The sequence below is a fragment of the Immundisolibacter sp. genome, from assembly GCF_050250495.1.
Lineage (GTDB): Bacteria > Pseudomonadota > Gammaproteobacteria > Immundisolibacterales > Immundisolibacteraceae > Immundisolibacter.
The window spans coordinates 71,595-92,169 of sequence record NZ_JBFWOM010000002.1; the positions used below are offsets into that span (position 1 = coordinate 71,595).

General features: G+C 70.7%; 17 protein-coding genes. 5 read left to right on the forward strand and 12 right to left on the reverse strand.

Going from position 1 to position 20,575, the window contains the following annotated elements:
• Window positions 1–2 precede the first annotated feature (2 nt).
• The 8 genes from hypF to AB7F93_RS02295 form a co-directional block, all read right to left on the reverse strand.
• Window positions 3–2,282 carry a carbamoyltransferase HypF gene (gene hypF / locus AB7F93_RS02260; protein ID WP_428301256.1) on the reverse strand — a complete coding sequence of 760 codons (2,280 nt, stop codon included), beginning with the start codon at window positions 2,280–2,282 and terminating at the stop codon, window positions 3–5.
• Window positions 2,282–2,542 (reverse strand): hydrogenase/urease maturation nickel metallochaperone HypA, encoded by a 261-nt coding sequence (locus tag AB7F93_RS02265; RefSeq protein ID WP_428301257.1) that lies wholly within the window; start codon window positions 2,540–2,542, stop codon window positions 2,282–2,284. The genes hypF and AB7F93_RS02265 overlap by 1 nt, the downstream gene beginning before the upstream one ends.
• Window positions 2,543–2,652: 110 nt before the next feature.
• Entirely contained in the window at window positions 2,653–3,093 is a 441-nt protein-coding gene (locus tag AB7F93_RS02270) for a hydrogenase maturation protease (protein ID WP_428301258.1), read from the reverse strand.
• The gene (locus AB7F93_RS02275) at window positions 3,094–4,389 is read right to left on the reverse strand and encodes a Ni/Fe hydrogenase subunit alpha (RefSeq protein WP_428301259.1); all 1,296 of its coding nucleotides are present in this window, start codon (window positions 4,387–4,389) and stop codon (window positions 3,094–3,096) included.
• Window positions 4,386–5,162: an oxidoreductase gene (locus AB7F93_RS02280; RefSeq protein ID WP_428301260.1), complete on the reverse strand. Its 777-nt coding sequence runs from the start codon at window positions 5,160–5,162 to the stop codon at window positions 4,386–4,388. Before AB7F93_RS02280 ends, AB7F93_RS02275 begins: the two co-directional genes overlap by 4 nt.
• A gap of 1 nt (window position 5,163) precedes the next feature.
• Window positions 5,164–5,994, reverse strand: a complete 831-nt coding sequence (locus tag AB7F93_RS02285; protein ID WP_428301261.1) for an FAD/NAD(P)-binding protein — start codon at window positions 5,992–5,994, stop codon at window positions 5,164–5,166.
• Window positions 5,991–6,458: a cyclic nucleotide-binding domain-containing protein gene (locus AB7F93_RS02290; protein WP_428301262.1), complete on the reverse strand. Its 468-nt coding sequence runs from the start codon at window positions 6,456–6,458 to the stop codon at window positions 5,991–5,993. Before AB7F93_RS02290 ends, AB7F93_RS02285 begins: the two co-directional genes overlap by 4 nt.
• The gene (locus tag AB7F93_RS02295; RefSeq protein WP_428301263.1) at window positions 6,455–7,570 is read right to left on the reverse strand and encodes a 4Fe-4S dicluster domain-containing protein; all 1,116 of its coding nucleotides are present in this window, start codon (window positions 7,568–7,570) and stop codon (window positions 6,455–6,457) included. The genes AB7F93_RS02290 and AB7F93_RS02295 overlap by 4 nt, the downstream gene beginning before the upstream one ends.
• Before the next feature lie 151 nt (window positions 7,571–7,721).
• Here AB7F93_RS02295 and AB7F93_RS02300 point away from each other — a divergent pair, with 151 nt between their 5' ends.
• Window positions 7,722–8,273: a hemerythrin domain-containing protein gene (locus tag AB7F93_RS02300; RefSeq protein WP_428301264.1), complete on the forward strand. Its 552-nt coding sequence runs from the start codon at window positions 7,722–7,724 to the stop codon at window positions 8,271–8,273.
• 37 nt (window positions 8,274–8,310) lie between these two features.
• On the opposite strand, the gene AB7F93_RS02305 is transcribed toward AB7F93_RS02300, so the two are convergent.
• Window positions 8,311–9,522: an NAD(P)/FAD-dependent oxidoreductase gene (locus AB7F93_RS02305; protein ID WP_428301265.1), complete on the reverse strand. Its 1,212-nt coding sequence runs from the start codon at window positions 9,520–9,522 to the stop codon at window positions 8,311–8,313.
• 163 nt (window positions 9,523–9,685) lie between these two features.
• Here AB7F93_RS02305 and scpA point away from each other — a divergent pair, with 163 nt between their 5' ends.
• The gene (scpA, locus tag AB7F93_RS02310) at window positions 9,686–11,851 is read left to right on the forward strand and encodes a methylmalonyl-CoA mutase (RefSeq protein WP_428301266.1); all 2,166 of its coding nucleotides are present in this window, start codon (window positions 9,686–9,688) and stop codon (window positions 11,849–11,851) included.
• On the forward strand, window positions 11,848–12,828 hold the full coding sequence (gene meaB / locus AB7F93_RS02315; RefSeq protein ID WP_428301267.1) for a methylmalonyl Co-A mutase-associated GTPase MeaB: 981 nt from the start codon (window positions 11,848–11,850) through the stop codon (window positions 12,826–12,828). Before scpA ends, meaB begins: the two co-directional genes overlap by 4 nt.
• A 17-nt stretch (window positions 12,829–12,845) precedes the next feature.
• Here the strand turns inward: meaB and AB7F93_RS02320 are convergent, their stop codons facing one another.
• Window positions 12,846–13,325, reverse strand: coding sequence for an aromatic-ring-hydroxylating dioxygenase subunit beta (locus tag AB7F93_RS02320; RefSeq protein WP_428301268.1), 480 nt, complete (start codon window positions 13,323–13,325; stop codon window positions 12,846–12,848).
• Window positions 13,325–14,611, reverse strand: a complete 1,287-nt coding sequence (locus AB7F93_RS02325; protein ID WP_428301269.1) for an aromatic ring-hydroxylating oxygenase subunit alpha — start codon at window positions 14,609–14,611, stop codon at window positions 13,325–13,327. Before AB7F93_RS02325 ends, AB7F93_RS02320 begins: the two co-directional genes overlap by 1 nt.
• 146 nt (window positions 14,612–14,757) lie before the next feature.
• Here AB7F93_RS02325 and AB7F93_RS02330 point away from each other — a divergent pair, with 146 nt between their 5' ends.
• Both AB7F93_RS02330 and AB7F93_RS02335 read left to right on the forward strand, forming a co-directional pair.
• Window positions 14,758–16,482, forward strand: coding sequence for a thiamine pyrophosphate-binding protein (locus tag AB7F93_RS02330; RefSeq protein WP_428301270.1), 1,725 nt, complete (start codon window positions 14,758–14,760; stop codon window positions 16,480–16,482).
• Window positions 16,483–16,749: 267 nt separating this feature from the next.
• Window positions 16,750–18,009, forward strand: a complete 1,260-nt coding sequence (locus AB7F93_RS02335; protein WP_428301271.1) for an EAL domain-containing protein — start codon at window positions 16,750–16,752, stop codon at window positions 18,007–18,009.
• Between the two features lie 67 nt (window positions 18,010–18,076).
• Here the strand turns inward: AB7F93_RS02335 and AB7F93_RS02340 are convergent, their stop codons facing one another.
• Window positions 18,077–20,566 carry an EAL domain-containing protein gene (locus AB7F93_RS02340; protein WP_428301272.1) on the reverse strand — a complete coding sequence of 830 codons (2,490 nt, stop codon included), beginning with the start codon at window positions 20,564–20,566 and terminating at the stop codon, window positions 18,077–18,079.
• Between the last annotated feature and the right edge of the window lie 9 nt (window positions 20,567–20,575).

The window sequence follows — 20,575 nt, forward strand, 5'->3', positions numbered from 1 at the left end:
GCTCAGTGCACCTTCGCGGCCAATCGCGCCTGCGCCACCGCCGCCTGACCTACCGCGAGGCCGCCGTCGCCGGGCGGCAGGCGCTGCGGCCAGAACACCGCAAGGCCGCCATTTTCGAGCGCCGCGCGGGTTTCATCCAGCAGACGCCGGTTCTGGAAGCAGCCGCCCGCCAGCACCACGCGCGCCGCCCCCACGCGCGCCGCCACCGCCGGCACCAACGCCGCCAGCGCGGCGTGAAACCGCGCGGCGATTTCCGGCACCGCCACACCCGCCGCGCGGTCGGCGAGCACGGCACCCAGCAGGGGCGCCCAGTCGGCGACGAGTCCATCACCGTGCTGCACCAGCGGCAGGGGATACGGCGTTTGCGCCGGCGCCGCCTCGGCCGCCGCCTGCACCGCCGCCGCCGCCTGGCCCTCGAAGCTCGCGACCTCACACAGTCCCAGCAGCGCCGCGACGGCGTCGAACAGGCGCCCGACGCTGCTGGTGAGCGGTGCATTCACACGGCGCTCCAGCGCCTGCAGCAGCGTGCGCTGCTCGGCCGCGCTGAAGGGCAGCGTCACACCGCCGAGTCCCGGACCGTACGCGGCATACAGCAGCCCGAGCGCCGCCCGCCGCGGCTCGCGCGCCGCTCGTTCGCCGCCTGGCAGCGGAAACGGCCGCAGCCACGCCACGCGCCGCAGCTGCGCCCCATCGCCGCAGAGAAACTCGCCGCCCCACAGCGTGCCGTCGCCGCCGAGTCCTGCGCCATCGAACGCCACGCCGAGGACCTCACCATCGAGCCCATGCTCGGCCATCACCGCCGCCACGTGCGCGTGGTGGTGCTGCACGGCGATCGCCGGGCGCGGATCGCGGATCGCCCACACGCTCGACGCGTAATCGGGGTGAGCGTCGTGGACGAGCGCCTGCGGTGCAACGCCGGCCAGCGCCGGCAGCGTGACCGACACGGCGTCGAAGCGCACCAGCGCCAACGCGGTGTCGAGATCGCCGATGTGTGGTCCGGCGACGATCCGCCCGCCCCCGCCGACTGCCAGCGCGCTCTTGAGCTGGCCGCCGAGCGCCAGTACGGCGGGTTCGCCCCCCGCCAGCGCCAGCGGTGTCAGCCCCCGCGCCAGGCGCAGCACCTGCGCCCGCCCGGAGGCGATCTGCATGACCGAGTCGTCCAGCGGGTGCAGGATGGCGCGGTCGTGCAACAAAAAGCCGTCGGCGATGCCGGCCAGGTGTGCGAGTGCCTCGTCGTTGTCGGCGCACAGCGGCTCGCCGGAGGCGTTGCCGCTGGTGGCGACCACCGGAAAGCCGAGCCGCTCCAGCAGCAGCACGTGCAGCGGGGTGCTCGGCAGCATGGCGCCAAGGCGCGGATTGCCCGGCGCAAGATTGGTCGGCAGCGCGTCGCTGCAGCGATCCAGCAACACAATGGGCGCGGCCGAAGACACCAGCAGCGCCTGTTCGGCCGGGCTCACGCGGCACACGGCACCTAGCGCGGCCAGATCGGCAAATATCACCGCCAGCGGTTTGTGCGGCCGGTGTTTCCTCTCGCGCAGCCGCGCGATGGCCGCGCCATCGCGAGCGTCGGTGAGCAACTGAAAACCGCCCGCGCCCTTCAGCGCCAGGATGCCGCCGCCGCGCAGCAGCGCCGCGGCCATCGCGAGCGCATCTTCACCGTCGGACAGCGGCCGGCCCTGCGCGTCGCAGAACGTCAGCCGCGGCCCGCAGGCCGGGCAGGCGTTGGCCTCGTGCCGAAAGCGCCGGCTGGCCGGGTCCGCGTACTCGGCCGTGCAGGCGGCGCACAGCGTGAAGGCCGCCATCGCAGTGCGCGCGCGGTCGTAGGGCAGCGCCGCGATCAGGCTATAGCGCGGGCCGCAGTGGCTGCAACTGGTAAATGCATAGCCGAAGCGGCGGGCGGCGGGGTCGCGCAGTTCGGCCAGGCACCCGGCGCAGGGCGCCAGATCCGGCAGCGGCAGCGCGGTACCCGGCGCCTCGTCGCTGGCCGCGACGACGAAGCCGCGCGCGCCGAGCGGCGCCAGCCACGCGCACTCGACGCGCTCGACCCGCGCCGGGGCGGGCGCCGCGCGCAGGCCGTCGAGCAGCGCGGCGATGGCCGCCTCGCTGCCTTCGGCCTCGATCTCGACACCGGCCGGGGCGTTGCGCACGCAGCCGGCAAGACCGAGCCCGACCGCCAGCCGGTACACGTAGGGCCGAAAGCCAACGCCCTGCACGGCGCCCGCAACCACGATGCGCGCGCGGCGCGCGGCGGCCCGCGCGGCTGCGCTGGCCGCCTCGGCCATCAGGCTACCTCGATGCTGCGCAGCAGGATGTCCTGCGCCTGCGGGTGGTCGGCGTCGTCCGACAGCTCGATATCGAGCCGCGCGCCCTCGGCCAGGCTGCCGCGGCTGCCGGCCTCGAAATGCTCGCGAAAATGCCCGGCCGAGATGTGCGCCAGCGCGCCGATCCACACCGCCACGCCCACCACGCGCGTGGCGTGCTGCTCACGCGCCACGGCGTCGATCTTGCTCAGCAGGTTGGCGATCAGGGAGTGTTCGTGCATGGTCTGTGGCCCCGAAAAAGATGCCTGTGGGAGCGGCGCCTCGCCGCGAATCTTCCGGTCGCTACCGGCCCGCCCCGACATTCGGCCCGAGGGCGGGCCTCCCACATGAGTCAAGCTGTGGCCAGCTCTTCAACGAGCGCCGCCGCTGCCGCCGCCACCGGCGGGCTCAACCCCTCGCCGATGTCGAAATCGGCGCCCTCGATGCCGTACACGGCGAGCAGCGCCGGGAGCTGGCCGAGCGCCCTGGCGAGTTCCACGGCCTCGGCGACGCCGAGCGCGTGCGTCGAGCAGCGCAGCAGGGTCGGCGGCAGCGGCCTTGTGGCGGCATCGAAGCGGTGCACCGTGCCTGGCGCGGCGCCGGACCGCACGGCGTCGATGAGGATTGCCGCCTCGCCTCCGGCGAGTGCGTCCAGCAGCGCGAAGCCGTCGTCACCCAGCACGCGCACATCGGCACCCTCGCCAAGCCGCACGGCGAGCTGCCGGGCCACCCACACACCCACGCCGTCGTCGCGTCGGGCAGCGTTGCCGATGCCGAGCACGCGCAGCCCCACTCAGCGCCGCTCCACGGTCAGCGTGAGGAAATGCGCCGAGCAGGAGATGCACGGGTCGTAGTTGCGGATGGCGGTCTCGCACACGGCGCGCAGCGCCTCGTCCGGCTGGTCGAGCCGCGGCTCGACGACATGGCGAAGATCGGCCTCGATCACGGCCTGGTTCACCGACGTCGGGGCGACGATCTTGGCGTCCGCGATGAGGCCCGACTCATCGACCTGGTAGCGGTGATAGAGCACACCGCGCGGCGCCTCGGTGGCGCCGTAGCCCACCCCGGCGCGTGGCTCGATCGCCACGGCCGGCGTGTCGCCGGGCGCATAGCTGTCGATCAGGCGCAGCGCCTCTTCGAGTGCCAGCACCACTTCCACGCCGCGCACCAGAATGCTGCGGAACGGGTTGCGTACCACCGCCGGCAGCCCGGCCGCCTGCGCCGCCGCCCGGGCCCGCGGCGTGAGCCGGTCGCCGTTCAGCGCATAGCGCGCCAGCGGGCCCAGGTGCACCACGCCGCCATCGGCGGTGCGGCTGTGCAGCGAGGTGGAGTGCCGGACGTGGTGTTCGGTGAGGTAGTCGTCGTAGCTGGCGATGGGCAGATCGACGCCGCCGCTCGACACCAGGCGCCCGCGGCCCATCGGGTACTCGCTGTCGTGCCGCAGGGCGACGAAGGTGTAGTCGCGCTGGAAGTCCGGGAAATCGAGCGCCGCGAGCGGAACCAGCGCCGTTTCCATTGCCTCCAGCGCCCACGCGAGCTCGTCGCGCAGCGGCGCCAGTTCCGCCCGCGTCGGCAGCCGATAGAAGCCGCCGATGCGCACGTTGATGGGATGAATCTCGCGCCCGCCGAGCAGCGCCACGATGCCGTTGCCGGCCTTCTTGATGCGCAGCGCCGTGCGCACCAGCTCGCCGTGGTCCCGAGCCAGGCTCACCGCGTCCGGGTAGCCCAGAAAATCCGGCAGGTGCAGCATGAACATGTGCAGCACGTGGCTTTCGATCCACTCGCCGCAGTACAGCAGCCGGCGCAGGTCGGCGATCGGCGCCGGCACGGTCACGCCGCACAGGTCCTCGATGGCGGCGCAGGCGCTCATCAGGTACGCCACCGGACAGATGCCGCAGATGCGGGCGGTGATGTCCGGCGCCTCGCGGCAGTCGCGCCCGCGCAGCAGCGCTTCGAAATACCGCGGCGGCTCGAAGATGCGCAGTTCCGCTGCCGCAAGCTGGCCGCCCGCGATGGAAAGATGCAGCGCGCCCTCGCCTTCCACGCGGGCGAGGTAGTTCACGTCGATGGTGCGCGTGGCGTCGGTCATGGCGTGCCGTCGTGGCGGGCGGCCTCGTCGGCGAAGGCCGGCGCGGCGGCGTTGAAGGTGCGGTAAAGCCGCGTCAAGGTGGCGGGCGACATGCCGGCGGCCAGCAGATGCTCGCTCAGCGCCGGCGCGTTCGGCGTTTCCTTCGGCCCGAAGCAGCCGTAGCAGCCGCGGTTGTAGGCCGGGCAGATGGCCCCGCAGCCGGCCTGCGTGACGGGCCCGAGGCACGGCGTGCCGTGCGCCACCAGCACGCAGGCGCTGCCGCGCGCCTTGCACTCCTCGCACACGCTGTGGGTCGCCACGTTCGGCCGCCGGCCGGCCAGCAGCGCGGCGATCAGCTCCAGCAGTTGCTGCTTGTTGACCGGGCAGCCGCGCAGTTCGTAGTCGACCTTGACGTGGGCGGCGATCGGCGTCGAGGTCGCCAGGCTGTCGATCCACTCCGGCCGCGCGTAAACAATCCGCTTCCACTCCTCCACGTCGCGCAGGTTGCGCAGCGCCTGGATGCCGCCCGCCGTGGCGCAGGCGCCGATGGTGATCAGCAGCCGTGACTGGGCGCGCACGTCGGCAATGCGATCGCGGTCGTGCGCGCTGGTGATCGAGCCCTCCACGAACGAGATGTCGTACGGCCCGGGCTCCATGCGGCTCGACGCCTCCGGGAACAGCGCGATGTCGACCGCGTCGGCCACCGCCAGCAGCTCGTCCTCGCAGTCGAGGAGACTGAGCTGACAGCCGTCGCAGGACGCGAACTTCCACACCGCAATGCGGGGTCTGGCCATATCAGAGCTCCGGCACGTCGATCAGCGCCTTGAGCCGCGGCCAGGCCAGCACCGGCCCGTCGCGGCAGACGAAATGCGGGCCGAGCTGGCAGTGGCCGCAGTAGCCGACGGCGCACTTCATGTTGCGTTCGAGCGACAGATACACGGCCCCTTCCGGCACGCCGCGCTTGAGCAGCGCCTCGGCCGTGAAGCGCATCATGATCTCCGGCCCGCACACCAGCGCCGTGGTGCGCTCGGGATCGAAGCCGGCGCGCGCCACCAGACGCGTCACCACCCCCACCTCGCCACCCCAGCCGGCGCTGGCACGGTCCACCGTGATGGCGAACTCCACGTCCCGATGCGCCGCCCAGGCGGCCAGCTCGCCGCCGTACAGCACGTCCGCCGGCGTGCGCGTGCCGTAGAGGATGCACACGCGCCCGTAACGCTCGCGCTGCGCGAGCACCTGCACGATGGCCTGACGCAGCGGCGCCAGACCCAGGCCACCGGCGACGATCACCAGATCCCCGCCCGCGGCGGCGTCCAGTGGCCAGGCGCTGCCGTATGCACCGCGCAGTCCGATCACCGTGCCGGTGGCGAGCCCGGCCAGCGCGCGGGTCACGCTGCCGACGGCGCGCACGGTGTGCAGCAGCGTGCCGCCCTCCCCCACGCCGGCAATCGAGACCGGCACCTCGCCGATGCCATGGGCGTACAGCATGTTGAACTGGCCGGGCGCGCAGTCGATGCCGGCATCGCCGAGCGGCGCCACCATCCAGGTGAACACGTCGGCGGTGTCCTGGCGGCGCTCGGTGATGCGCCACGGCGCCGGCAGCTGCGGTTCGGCCGCGATGCTCACGGCGCGCCGCCCGGCGGCGCGTACACGTCGAGCACCTGCAACCGGCAGGACTGCACGCGTTCGCTCAGCGTCGCCACCAGCGTTTTCAGCACCGCGTAACCGACGGCGGGATCGCGCTCCATCAAGTCGCGCAGGCGGGCTGCATCGAAGGCCAGCACACGGGTCGGCGTCACCGCCCGGGCGTCGAACTGGCAGCGGTACGGCGGCTGGAACCACGACCAGCCCACCGCCTCGTCGGGACCGACCGTCTCCAGCGTGACGATGCCCTGTCCGGGCAAGGCCAGCTTGATCTCGACCTGCCCGTCCAGCACCAGATAGAAGGCATCCGCCGGCGCGTGCTGGCGCAGCAGGTAGGCGCCCGGCGCGAAGGTTTTCTCACTCGCGCAGCCGGCGAGGCCGTCGCACTGCTGCGGCGCGAGTCCCTCGCAGAAACGCTGGTGCTCCACCAGTTCGCGCAGCGTCATGACTTGGACCCTCCGTCGCTTGCGGCGATCGCGGCGACCTCCTCGGTCAGATCGATGCCGACCGGGCACCAGGTGATGCAGCGCCCGCAACCGACGCAGCCGCTCTGCCCGAACTGGTCGTGCCAGGTGGCGAGCTTGTGCGTCAGCCACTGCCGGTAGCGCGACTTGACTGAGCCGCGCACGCTGCCGTGGCCGAGGTGCGTGAAATCGACGTTGAAGCAGGAATCCCACACCCGCTCGCGGTGCGCCGCGCCGGCGAGGTCCGTGACCTCCTGGTTGGTCGAGCAGAAGCAGGTGGGACAGGCCAGCGTGCAGTTGGCGCAGGACAGGCAACGCTCGGCCACCTCGTCCCAGCGCGGGTGTTCCAGGTTGCGCAGCAGCAGGGCCGGGGTGGCGACGGCATCCATGCTCCGCGTCTGCGCGGCGGCGTTGCGTTCGGTCTGCGCGCGCGCGGCGGCGATGTCGTCGGCACTCGCCGGGCAACCGGGCAGACTGACCAGCAGCGCCCTGCCCGCCGCGCTGCCGGCCTCGACCAGAAAGCGCTGACCGGCGCCGTCGATCAGCTCGGTGAGCGCGAGATCATGCCCGCCGCGCACCGCGGGGCCGGTGTCCATGGCCGCGCAGAAACAGGTATCGGCCGCCACTGCACAGTTCACCGCCACCAGCAGCACGGCCTCGCGCCGGGCGGCGTAGGCGGCATCGACGTGCTCGCCGCCGGCGAACACCCGGTCCTGCACGCCGATGGCGGCGAGCTCGCAGGCACGCACGCCGATGAACGCGCGCTTGGGCGCGTCGAGTGGCGCGGGCTCGAAGGCGAGGCCACCGTCCGCCTCGCGCCGCACCGAGAACAGCGTCTGTTTCGGGGGGAACAGATACCGCTTCCAGGAATGCGGCCCCACGGCGTAGCCGAACACGGCCGCGTCGTCGCGGCGCTCAAGGCGATAACTGCCGGGCGCCTGGCGATCCGTCCAGCCGGCCGGCAGGTCTGCCACCGTATCGATGCGCTCGTAGACGATGACGCCGTCACGCCGCACCGGGCCGATGGTGTCGTAACCCTGCGCGCGCAGCGCCACCAGCAGCGCCTGCAGGCCGTCGAGGTCGATCAGCTTCATCGGATGCGCGTGTCCTGCCATGGATTGATTGTGGACCGCCGGTTCGGTGGCGTGTCGTGATCCGACGCAAGCGGCGTTCGGCCGGTGGCTTCCAGCGAGGCGAGGCGGGGTGTTAAATCAAGCCTGGTCGGGCTACCTGCGAGGTGTGACCATGCACCCACTGGCACAACGCCTCAGAGACGATCACCGGCACCTGACGCGGGTGCTGGGTGTGCTGGAGGCGCAGCACGACGCCCTGGCGCGCGCCGACGAGGTCGACTTCGACCTGATGCGCGACGCCATGACGTACAGCACCGAATTCCCGAACCGCCTGCATCATCCGGTCGAGGACGTGCTGTTCGGGCTGCTGGCCGAGGCCGACCCCGGCGCGGCGGCCGCCTGCCGCGAACAGATTGCCGAGCACGAGCGGCTGTTTCATGACAGCGCGGCGTTCTACCGGCTGATCGAGGCGATCGAGTTCGACGATGCCGCCCTGTCGCGAGCGCAGCTCACGACGGCCGGACAGGAGTTTGTCGCCGCCCAGCGCGCCCATCTGCGCCGCGAGGAAACCGAGCTGCTGCCACGCGCCGAGCAGCGGCTCGACCGCGCCGCCTGGGACCGCGCTGCGCAGACGGCGGCGCAGGTCGAGGACCCGCTCGACGCCACCCACAGACCGGCGCGCTACGAGGCGCTTTACCGGGCGCTCGGTGGGGTAGACGCGTGAGATCGCGGCGCGGCTGACGCCGCTCCAGGACGGCCCGTCAGCCGTGCGGCCGATGCGCCGGGTACTTCCAGTCCCGCCCGCGCAGGATGACGTTCCAGTACATCCACGGGAACAGCGTGGTCTTCATCCACCAGTACAGACGGCGCGGTTTGGCCGGGTCGAGCGGCAGCGTGGACACCACCTTGCCGTCGTAGCAGAACTCGGCCAGCAGCACCTTGCCGCGCTCCACGGTCAGCGGGCAGCCGCCGTAGCCGTCGTAGCCGGCCGTGACGGGCTTGCCGTCGCGCGCCGCGAGCAGGTTGGCCATCAGCACCGGAAACTGCTTGCGCACCGCCGCGGCGGTCTTGGCGTTCGACGTGCCGGCACAGTCGCCCAGCGCGAACACGTTGTCGAAGCGCGGGTGGCGCAGGCTGGAGCGGTCCACCTCCACCCAGCCCGCGGCATCGGCGAGCGGGCTTTGCTTGATCACGTCGGGCGCGCTCTGCGGTGGCGTCACGTGCAGCAGGTCGTAATGCTCGGTGACGCGCCCGCCGCCGTCGGCGCGCTCGAAGGTGGCCTCGCGCCGCGCGCCGTCCACGGCCACCAGGTTGTGGCCGAAATGCGGCGTGCCGCCGTAGCCGGCAATCACGCCATCGAGCGCCTTGGCGTAATACGGCACGCCGAACATGGCCGGACCCGCCGTGTAGAAATGCGGCTCGGCTGGCACGCCGCGCCGCCGCCACTCGTCGGCTGCTAGATACAGCACTTTCTGCGGTGCGCCGGCGCACTTGATCGGCATCGGCGGCTGCGTGAACAGTGCCCGCCCGCCACGGAAGTTCTGCACGCACTGCCAGGTGTAGGGCGCAAGATCGCCGCGGTAGTTGCTGGTGACGCCATCGCGCCCCAGCGCGTCCGTGAGTCCCTCGATGCGGTCCCAGTCCAGTTGCAGACCGGTCGCCACCACGAGCTGGTCATAACCCACGCGCCGGCCGGACGCCAGCACCACCGCGTTGCCGGCAGGGTCGAATTCGCCTACCGCATCGCGTATCCAGGTGGTCGGCATGAAATCGCGCATCGGACGGCGGGTCTTTTCCGCCGCCATCACGCCGCCGCCGACCAGCGTCCAGCCGGGCTGGTAGTCGTGCGTGTCCTTCGGTTCCACCACCGCCGTGCGCAGTTGCGGTCGGGAGTTCTTGAGCGCCGAGGCCACCGCGAGGCCACCCGCTCCACCGCCGATGATCAACACGTCGTAGTGGGGGCTGTCGGCCATCGGTCGCTCCTCGGCTTGTCAGTTGGTAGGTCAATCCGTTCTATGAATATACCCACTCGGCCTTAGGCACGCCCCACGCCTGCCGCGCCGGCGGGGCAGCGCGGACGCAGGCAGTAAAATGCCCGCTCCACCGCCCGCGCCAGCCAAAACCCGAAGCACCGCCATGACTTACCCCAAGTTCCCGTCCGTGTCGCTCGAACAGTGGCAGGCCGCCGCCGAAAAGACGCTGCGCGGCAAGTCGCTGGACACGCTCACCTGGCACACGCCGGACGGCCTGGCCGTGAAACCGCTGTACACGGCGGCGGATGTACGGGAGCTGGAGTTCACCGACACGTTGCCGGGCTTCGAGCCGTTCGTGCGCGGGCCGCAGCCGACCATGTACGCCGGGCGGCCGTGGACCATCCGCCAGTACGCGGGTTTTTCAACCGCCGAGGAAAGCAACGCCTTCTACCGCAAGGCGCTGGCGGCCGGCGGTCAGGGTGTGTCGGTGGCGTTTGATCTGGCCACCCACCGCGGCTACGACTCGGACCACCCGCGCGTGGTGGGCGACGTCGGCAAGGCCGGTGTGGCCATCGACTCCGTGGAGGACATGAAGGTCCTGTTCGACGGCATCCCGCTCGACCAGGTCAGCGTGTCGATGACCATGAACGGCGCCGTGCTGCCGGTGCTGGCGGGTTACATCGTGGCGGCGGAGGAACAGGGCGTCGGCCAGGAGCAGCTCAGCGGCACCATCCAGAACGACATCCTCAAGGAGTTCATGGTCCGCAACACGTACATCTACCCGCCGGAACCGTCCATGCGCATCGTCGGCGACATCATCGCCTACACCGCGCAGCACATGCCGAAGTTCAACTCGATCTCGATTTCCGGCTACCACATTCAGGAAGCCGGGGCCACGCAGGCGTTGGAACTGGCCTTCACGCTGGCGGACGGCATGGAGTACGTGCGCGCCGCCCGCGCCGGCGGGCTCGACATCGACGCCTTCGCGCCGCGGCTGTCGTTCTTCTTCGCCATCGGCATGAACTTTTATCTCGAGGTCGCCAAGCTGCGCGCGGCGCGCCTGCTGTGGTGGCGGATCATGAAGGAGTTCGGCGCCAGGGACCCGCGCTCGCTGATGCTGCGCACGCACTGCCAGACGTCGGGCTGGTCGCTGACCGAGCAGGACCCGTACAACAACGTCATCCGCACCACCATCGAGGCGATGGCGGCGGTGTTCGGCGGCACGCAGAGCCTGCACACCAACGCGCTCGACGAGGCGATCGCGCTGCCGACCGAGTTCTCGGCGCGCATCGCCCGCAACACGCAGCTCGTGATCCAGGAAGAAACCCACATCACGAACGTGATCGACCCCTGGGGCGGCTCGTACCTGATGGAGAAGCTCACGCAGGACATGGCCGACCAGGCGTGGGCGATCATCGAGGAAGTCGAGGCGCTCGGCGGCATGACCAAGGCGATCGACACCGGCATGCCGAAGCTGCGCATCGAGGAATGCGCCGCCGCCAAGCAGGCGCGCATCGACCGCGGCGAGGACGCCATCGTCGGCGTGAACAAATACCGCCTGGCCGCCGAGGACAGCGTCGACACGCTGGAAGTGGACAACGCCAAGGTTCGGGTAGGCCAGATCGCGCGCCTGAACGCGCTGCGCGCCGCCCGCGACGAGGCCGCCGTGCAGGCCGCGCTCGCCGCGCTGACAGACGCCGCACGCAGCGGCACGGGCAACCTGCTGGCGCTGGCCGTCGCCGCCACGCGGGCGCGCGCCACGGTCGGCGAAATCAGCGACGCGCTCGAGGCCGTCTACGGCCGCCACCGCGCGCAGGCACAGTCCGTGTCCGGCGTGTACGGTGCGGCCTACGCCGGCGACAGCGGCTGGGACGAACTGCGCGGCGACATCGAGGCCTTCCAGCGCGACTACGGCCGCCGGCCGCGCATCATGGTCGCCAAGCTCGGCCAGGACGGGCACGACCGCGGCGCCAAGGTCATCGCCACCGCGTTTGCGGACCTGGGTTTCGACGTCGACATCGGCCCGCTGTTCCAGACGCCGGAAGAAGCGGCCCGCCAGGCGGTGGAAAACGACGTGCACGTGGTCGGCATTTCGAGTCTGGCCGCCGGCCACAAGACACTCGTGCCGCAGATCATCGCGGCGCTCAAGGCCGAGGGCGCGGACGACATCCTGGTGGTGGTCGGCGGCGTCATCCCGCCGCAGGATTACGACTTCCTGCGCGCGGCGGGCGTGGCCGGCATCTTCGGCCCCGGCACGGTGATTCCGAAGGCCGCGCGCGAGGTGCTGCACGCCATCCGCGCCGCCCGGCCGGCGCACGCGGCGTCTTGACCGCCGCCGACGCCGCGCTGGCAACGGCGCTGCACGCCGGCGAGCGGCGGGCGCTCGCCAAGGCCATCACGCTGGTCGAGTCCACCCGCCCGCAGGACCGCCCGTGGGCCGATGCCCTGCTCGCCACGCTCGCGCCGCACACCGGCGGCGCCGTGCGGCTTGGCATCAGTGGCGTGCCCGGCGTCGGCAAATCCACCTTCATCGAGGCGCTCGGGCTTTACCTCATCGCCCGCGGTCATCGCCTGGCCGTGCTGGCGGTGGACCCGTCGAGCCAGCGCACCGGCGGGTCGATCCTCGGCGACAAGACACGCATGGAACTGCTGTCGCGCGAGCCGGCGGCCTTCATCCGGCCGTCGCCGTCCGGCGGCAGCCTCGGCGGCGTCGCCAGCCGCACGCGCGAGAGCCTGCTGCTGTGCGAGGCCGCCGGCTACGACGTGGTGCTGGTGGAGACCGTCGGCGTCGGCCAGTCCGAAACCGCCGTCGCCGGCATGGTCGACTGCTTCCTGCTGCTGCAATTGCCCAACGCCGGCGACGAACTTCAGGCCCTCAAGAAAGGCGTGGTGGAGCTCGCCGACCTCATCGTCATCAACAAGGCCGACAGCAACCCGCAGGCCGCGGCGCTGGCGAAAAGCCAGTTCGAGGTGGCGCTGCACCTGCTGCACCCCGCCTCGCCCAACTGGTCCGTGCCCGTGCTCACGGCAAGCGCACTGCAGCACCAGGGCATTGGTGACGTATGGGACGCCGTGCGGCGCTTTCACGCCACCCTCACCGGCAGCGGGGAACTGGCCACCAAACGCGCCCATCAATCCGTGAGCTGGCTGTGGACGCTGATCGGCGAGGCATTGCAGGGCGGCTTTCGCGGTCATCCGGCCGTGGCCGCGGCGCTGGACGGCGTAACCGCCGCCGTGGTGGCCGGCGAGATCACGCCGACGGCGGCGTGCCAGCGATTGATGACCTTGTATCGCCCGGGGCGCTGAAGACCGCGGCGACCGCCTTAAAGCAGAAACGTCAGGTTGTCGATCGCCATGTCGCTTTGCGTCAGCAGCACGGTCTTGGCCTTGATCCTGAAACTGTCACCGTCTGGCAGCAGGCGGTGCTGGCTGACGCCGGACCAGATTTCCTGTCGGCCGCGGCGCAGTTCCGCCAGCACGAAGTTGCTGCGCGTGTGCACCTCGCCCTCGCGCAGCTCGAAACGCAGGTTGCCGACCACGCGACGCATGCGCGAGCGCGGCCGCTGGCTGTGCGCGGCGCTGCTCATGAGGCGATACACGCGGTCTTCGAGCCGCGCGCGGTCGTCGTAGATGATGGACACCTGCCGCTCGGGGTCGGTGCTGTCGGCGTCGCGGTCGTTGCAGGGCACCCAGTAGCAGCACTCGGGCGTCCACAGGGCAAGCCAGTCCTCGATGCGCAGCTCATCCAGCAGGTCGGCCTCGTGGAACAGGAAGGCCTCCACGGCATCGCGGGTGATGCTCATCAGGCCTCCGACATCAGCTTGAGCCAGCCGCGTAGTTGCCCGCGCTGGGTGGTTTCGTCGCCGACGAGGCCCACGCGCGTGCCGTCCGGCTCGATGCGCTCCCGGTTCAGGCCGCGGGCGAGGTAAAGCCACGGGTCGACCGTCGCCTGCAGACCTTCCTGATTGCGCTCGAACAGCTCCGCGTCGTCCGGCGAGCCGGCGCCGGACGGGCCGTAGAACGACTCGTGTTGACGCAAACGCAGGCTGTTGATGCTGGGTGGCACGCCCTTGAGCAGGCCGGGAAACATCAGCACCTCGGTGTCGTCCACGGCGAGTGGGCGCACGAGGCGAATCTGCACGCCGATCAATTGCAGGTTGGGGTAAATGCCGACGTGCGGGTCGCCGGCCCAGGCCAGCAGTTCGCGCGCGCGCTCGTCGCCGTACGACGCGAACATGCTCGCGATGTAGTCCTCGCCCTGCGGCTGCTTGCGCAGGGTGGCGAGGTAGCGGTCCAGATGCGCGCTGCGGCCGGGGAAGAAATCCAGCAGCACGTGGCCGTTGCCAAGATCCCGCGTGAGGTTGCCGGACTCGTCCGCGAACGGGTCGCCGTGATGGGTGTCGGCCATGTTGCCGCCGGCGCGCCGCCGCCAGGCGTCCAGCACCGAGCGGTGCGTGTAGTGCGGGTGGTAGCCGTCCATGCCGACGAACTTCCAGTTGCCGCGGTAGCGCGTGCGGTGCACGCCGGCGGTGACCTCGATCTGCCCGCTCGGCGAGGCGTCCATGTAGACGTCGAGGTACTTGGCCGCCGGACCCAGGTGCTCGGCGAGCGTGGGGCCGGTCGGTGCCAGGCTCGCGAACACGAAGCCGCGGTAGATGGCCTGCCGCGGCGCGGGCGTGAGGCCGAAGTCGTCCTTGCAGAAGTCGGGTCCGTAGCCGGCCGGGCCCGGCGCGTCCTGCAACGGACCGGTATTTTTGTACACCCAGCCGTGGTACCAGCAGGTGAAAAAGCGCGCGTTGCCGGTTTCCGTCTCGCACACCGTCATGCCGCGGTGGCGGCAGCGGTTCATGAACACGCGCACCTGGCCGTCGTCGCCGCGCACCATGACGACCGGCTGGCGGCCGATGGTGGTGGCGCGGTAGTCGCCGGGATTCGGCAGCTCCGCCTCGTGACCGACGCACAGCCAGCTCCGGTGGAAGATGCGCGCCATCTCCTGCTCGAAGATGGCGGGGTCCGTGTAGATGGCGCTGTGCACGCGCTCGCGCTGCACCAGATGTGCGTAGTCGGACACGCTGTACGGGGCGTTCATGGCGGGGGCTCCGGTCGCCGGACGATGCCGAAAAATAGCATGCGGCCCTTGCTGATCGTTCGGTCGGTTGGGCGGTCTATGATGGCCGTCAAGCCCGGCGTGAATCCGCACCGGCAATAACGACTATCAACCCGAGGAGAAACACCATGAGCCAGCCGAACGGCGCCGAAGTCCTGATCGACATCCTGAACGGCTACGGCGTGGAGGCGATTTTCTCGTCGCCCGGCTCCGAATGGCCGCCGCTGTGGGAGGCGCTGGCGCGCCGCGCCGCCGCAGGCCAGCCGGCGCCGACGTACTACAACGCCCGCCACGAGGATCTCGCCATCGGGCAGGCCATGGGCTACGCACGCGCCACCGGCCGGCTCGGCGTGTGCCTGATCCACGCGACGGTCGGCACGCTGCACGCCTCCATGGGCATCCGCGCGGCGTATCACGAGCAGATTCCGCTGCTGGTGCTGGCCGGCGAGTCGGTGACCTTCGGCGAGGGGCCGGACGCCTGGGTCGGCGCGCAGTGGGGGCGGTTCCTGGCCGACCACGGCGGGCCGGCGCGGCTGGTGGATTCGTTCTGCAAGTCGAGCTTTGGCCTGAACACGCCGACCGTGCTGGCCGGCGCCGTGCACCGCGCCTGCGCGCTCGCCATGGGCGCGCCGCAGGGGCCGGTGTTCCTGTCGCTGCCGTTCGAGCACCTGCACCAGCCGGCTGTACTGCCGGCGCCGGCGCGCTACGCCAACCCGACCATCCCGCGGCCCGAGCGCGCGCCGCTCGAACAGGCCGCGGCGTGGCTGAAGGCCGCCAAGGCGCCGCTGATCATCGTCGAGAACGCCGTGCGTACGGCTGGCGAGGCGGCGAGGCTGGTACAGCTTGCCGAGCGCCTGGGTGCGGGCGTGGTGGAGGGCCAGCACCCGGGCTTCGTGAACTTCCCGCGCGAGCACGCGCTGCACGCCGGCTACTACGCGCAGGCCTACCTCAAGGACGTCGACGCCGTGCTGATGCTGGAATCGCCGGGGCCGTGGTACCCGCCGACCGCCATGACGCCAGCGAACGCCAAGCTGATCTCGGTGGCGCAGGACCCGCTGCGCGAGCGCGACCCGTACTCGGGCTTCACGGCCGACCTGATCGTCCAGGGCGACGCCATGGCGGCGGTGGATGTGCTGCTGGAACTCATCCCGTCCGCCACCGCGGGTGCCGCCGCGCGCACCGCCGCCTGGGGCGAACGCTCCACCGCCCGGCGCGCGCTGTGGCGCGAGCAGGCGCTTGCGAACGCGAGCACCACGCCCATCGACGCCCGCTTCCTGTGCCATGAACTCAACGCCTGCCTGCCGGACGACGCCGTCATCGTCGACGAAACCATCCTCACCCATCACACCATCATCAACGTGATGGACCGCCTGAAGCCCGGCCACTTCATCAACGCGCTGTCGGGCGGTCTCGGGCTTGGCATCGGCATGGGGCTTGGCGCCGCCGTCGGGCTGCCGGACAAGGTGCTGGTCACCTTCGTCGGCGACGGCACCTACAACTACAACCCCGGTCTTGCGGCGCTCGGTTTCTCGCAGCAGTACGGCGTCGGCATGCTGACCGTCATCTTCAACAACGGCCACTACCGGTCCATGCAGATGGGCACCGAGTTCCTGTACCCGCAGGGCGCGGCGGTGGCCAATCGCAACCACGTGAGTTCCCGCATCGGCCCGACACCGGACTACAGCCAGCTCGCGGCGATCTTCGGCGGCCACGGCGAGCGCGTGGAAGATCCGGCGCAGATTCGCGCCGCGGTCGGGCGGGCGGTGGCGGCGGTGCGCGAAGGCAAGGCGGCGATTCTGGACGTGCGCATCGGCGACGAGATCGCGTTCCTCGCCAAGGTGTTCGGGGGTTAGGGAAGCGCTGATTTATTCAACGTTTCCGGTTCGGGGCAGGATGCCCCGACCCGCATCATGGGCGTAGCCCTTGGTGCGGGGAGCGCCGCGCGGGCGTGTACCGCGCGGCAGCGAGCTGAAAAATTCCAGGGATGGAATTTTTCAGCATTTCCTCGACGAAACCCACGCGGCGCGCCATCAAGGCGCGCCGCCGGTGGTCGATACAGTGCCCGGATGTGCGCCGGACCCCGCGCACGGGATGCCCTCAACCGGACAGAATCGAACACCATGCTGCAAAGCAAGCTGGCGCCGCGCGTGCGCCCCGTCGAGGATCTTGCCCGTCAGGACGCGGACGGCGTGTGGGAGGGCCACTTCCGAGGCCTGCACCTGTCGAGCGCATTCCAGCCGGTGGTCACACTCAGCACCGGCCGGGTCATCGGTCACGAGGGCCTGGTGCGCCTGAATTACGCCGACGGTCGCGGCGCGACGCCGTTTCGCTTCTTCAGCGGCGGGCTCGACGAGAGCGGCCTGGTCGACCTCGACCGCCTGAGCCGGATGCTGCACCTGCGCAATTTCACCCGTCAGGCCGGCGCGGACAGCGGCTGGCTGTTCCTGAACGTGTCGCCGCTGGTGGTGGCGAGCTGGCACCGCTATGGCGAGTTTCTCGGTCGTTTGCTGGACGAGACCGGCATCGACCCGGCGCGGGTGGTGGTCGAGATCGCCGAGAGCGGCGTTCAGGACGGCGACACGCTGGCCCGGGCGGTGGCGCATTACCGCCAGCTCGGCTGCCTGGTGGCCATCGACGACTACGGCGTCGGCCTGTCGAGCGTCACCCGCCTGTGGTCGCTCGGCGTCGACATCGTCAAGCTCGACCGCGAGCTGCTGACCGCCGCCATGGCGAGCCCCGACGAGCGGCGGCTGTTGCCGAGCCTGGTCGAGTTCCTGCACGACTGCGGCACGCTGGTACTGATGGAGGGCGTGGAACACTTCGACGAGGCGCTGCTGGCCATGGAAGTCGGCTGCGATCTCGCGCAGGGTTTCCATTTCGCGCCGCCGCAGCCCGCGCTGGTGGACCCCGCGCAGACGTTGTCCATCGACGCGCTGCGCGCCGCCGCGGCCGGCTCCGTGCGGCCGACGCCGGGAGCCGATTGGGTGCAGCAGTGGACCGAGCGCCTGGCGGGCGCGGCGCGCCGCCTTGCCGACGGTGCGCCGCTGCCGGTGAGCGTCGACATGCTGGTCGGGCAACCGGCGCTGCTGCGCTGCTACTGGCTCGACAGCGACGGCGTGCAGCGCGGCGACAGCCTGCTCGGCGCGCAGGCGGCGGCGCCGCGGTTTCCCATGCTGTTGGACCAGAACGGCGCGGACGCGTCCGAGCGGGGGTTCTTTGCCCGCGCCATCGCCCACCCGCAGGCGGTGCAGATGAGCCGCCCGTACCTGCAGCGCGGCTTCGGCGTCGCCTGCGTGACGGCGGCCGTTACCGCCGAGCTGGCCGGCGCGCCCGGCGTGCTGTGCTGCGACGTGGCCTGGCGGGACGACCGCGGCGGGTGACAGGCCCGATCCATCGCGGGTTCACGCCCGCGATGGATGCCGGGGCATCCCGCCCCGACGCGGAAAATCAGACGGCGCTGGCCAGCGGCCGGCTCGACGCGAGCAAACCCTCCAGCGCAGCCGGCTGACCGAACAGGAAGCCCTGCCCATGATGGATGCCGATCTGCCGCAGCAGGTCGAGCGTCGGCTGGTCCTCGATGAATTCCGCGATGGTCTCGAAGCCCATGATCTGCGCCAGCCGGTGGATCGACTCCACCATCGCGTGGTCGATCGGCTCACGCGTGATGTCGCGCACGAAACTGCCGTCGAGCTTCAGGTAATCCACCGGCAGGTGCTTCAGGTACGCGAACGACGACACGCCGGTGCCGAAGTCGTCGAGCGCGAAGCGGCAGCCGGCGCCGCGCAGGCGGCCGATGAACTCGCGCGTGCGACCCAGGTGCGCCACAGCGGTGGTCTCCGTCAGCTCGATGCACAGCTGGTCTGGCGGATGGCCGGGGCTCGCGAAGTAGCGGTCGAGCGTGTCGACGATCGATGCGTCCTCCAGCGAACGGCCGGACAGGTTCACCGACAGCCGCGCCCCCTGCGCGTGGTCCGGCCGCAGCAAGCGAGCCAGTACGCGGTCCAGCACGTAGCGGTCGATCAGCGGCATCAGGCCAAAACGCTCGGCCGCCGGCAGGAAGGCGCCCGGCAGCACGATGCGGCCATCCCGCTGGCGCAGGCGCAGCAGAATCTCGTACCAGGGCCGTGACGCTTGGGCCGCGAGCGCGTGGATGGGCTGGGCGAACAGCAGGAAACGCTGCTCTTCCAGCGCCTCGCGCAGCTCGCTCGCCCATTGCAGCTCGCGCCGGCGGCGCGACAGCTCCGCATCGCCGTGACGGAACAGGTAGACGCGGTTGCGGCCAAGGTCCTTGGCGGTGAAGCAGGCGAGATCCGCCTCCGCCATCAGCTCGGCCGCCGAGGCCGAGGCCGCCGTCACCGGCACCAGACCAACGCTGGCGCCGACGGTGAAACTGCGCTCGTTCCAGCGGAAGCGGAAATCGGCAATCAGCGCCAGCAGCTCGCCGGCGATCTGCACCGCCCGGTCCGACGGGCAGTCCGCCAGCAGCAGGCCGAACTCGTCACCACCCAGGCGCGCCAGCAGGTCACCGCGGCGAATCTGGTGTTGCAGCAGGGTTGCGAGCTCCGTCAGCAGCGCATCGCCGGCGGCGTGGCCACAGCCGTCGTTGACGACCTTGAACTGGTCAAGATCGATGTAACACAGCGCGTGCTCGGCGTCGCTGCGCCGGCCCTGCTCCAGCAGCTCGGCCAGGCGGTACTCGAACGCGCGCCGGTTGGGCAGGCCGGTCAGGGGATCGTGGCGAGCCTGGTGGGCGATTTCCGCCGCCATGCGCTGGGTGTCCGTGACGTCGCGAAACACGATCACGGCACCGGCCAGGGTGTAATCCGGCAGGCGGATCGGCGCCGCTGAGTCTTCGACGTGGTACTCGGTGCCATCGAGGTTCAACAGCACCGAGGTCGTGGGCAGGTCGATGCCCGCATCGTCGCCCGCAAGCGATGGCGAGGGCTGGTCGATCGGCATCCGCGTGTGGACATCCACCACCCGGAACACCGCCGCCAGCGGTTGCCCTAGCGCGCTCGACTGCGACCAGCCGGTCAGGCGCTCGGCGATCGGGTTCAGGGCCGTGACGCGGCCGTCGGCGTCAGTAGTAATGACGCCGTCGCCGATCGATTGAAGCGTCACCCGGGCCAGTTCCTCGGCGCGCGCCAGCGCCTGTTCGGCCTGCTTGCGGTCGGTGATGTCGCGGCCAGAGAAATGCAGCACACCCTCGCCCCAGGAGGGCTGCACAGTGAGCGTCACGTCGAGCCAGAACGGCGTGCCGTCGAGGCGCCGCGAGAACCAGTCGAAACGCGCGAAACCATCGCGTAGCGCCTGCTCGGATACCTCGCGCGCCCGCTGCGCCGACGGCCGGCCGTCCGGTTGCAGCGGGGGCGAGAAATCGAGCGGCGTGGTGCCGATGACCGGCGCCTTGTCGATGGCACCGTACATGCGCGCCAGGCAGGTGTTGCAATCGATGAAGGCCGGTCCGCTCGGACCCACCGACACGAAGCCGAAGGCGTCGGTTGCCACCTCGAACAGGTCCCGGAAACGTGCCTCGCTGGCGGCCAGTTCGTCCTGTGTTTCAAGCACCTCCCCGATGTCCCGAATCTGCACGCAGAGCGCATCGTCGCCCAGCGACGGCAGCGCAGTCAGCTCCACCAGGGCACGCAACGTCCGCCCTGTGGCATCGGTGAATTCCCAGCGGGCGCTGACACGGCCCTCGCGCAACGCGCGTCGGTTATCGGTAACAAATACCTGCGCCCGCTCGGCGTCAAGCCGGATGGCGCGCTTGACTGCGGCCAGAACACGCCGCGCCGAAACCGGCCGGTGCGGCACCCCAAGCAGCGCGGCAAATGCTTTGTTCCAGCGCAGCGGTCGGATCCGATCGAGATCAGTCCCACGAGCGATGGCGACCGGATCGGGGTTGCTCAGCAGCCAGTCATCGAAGGGATCGCTCACGACTCGGCT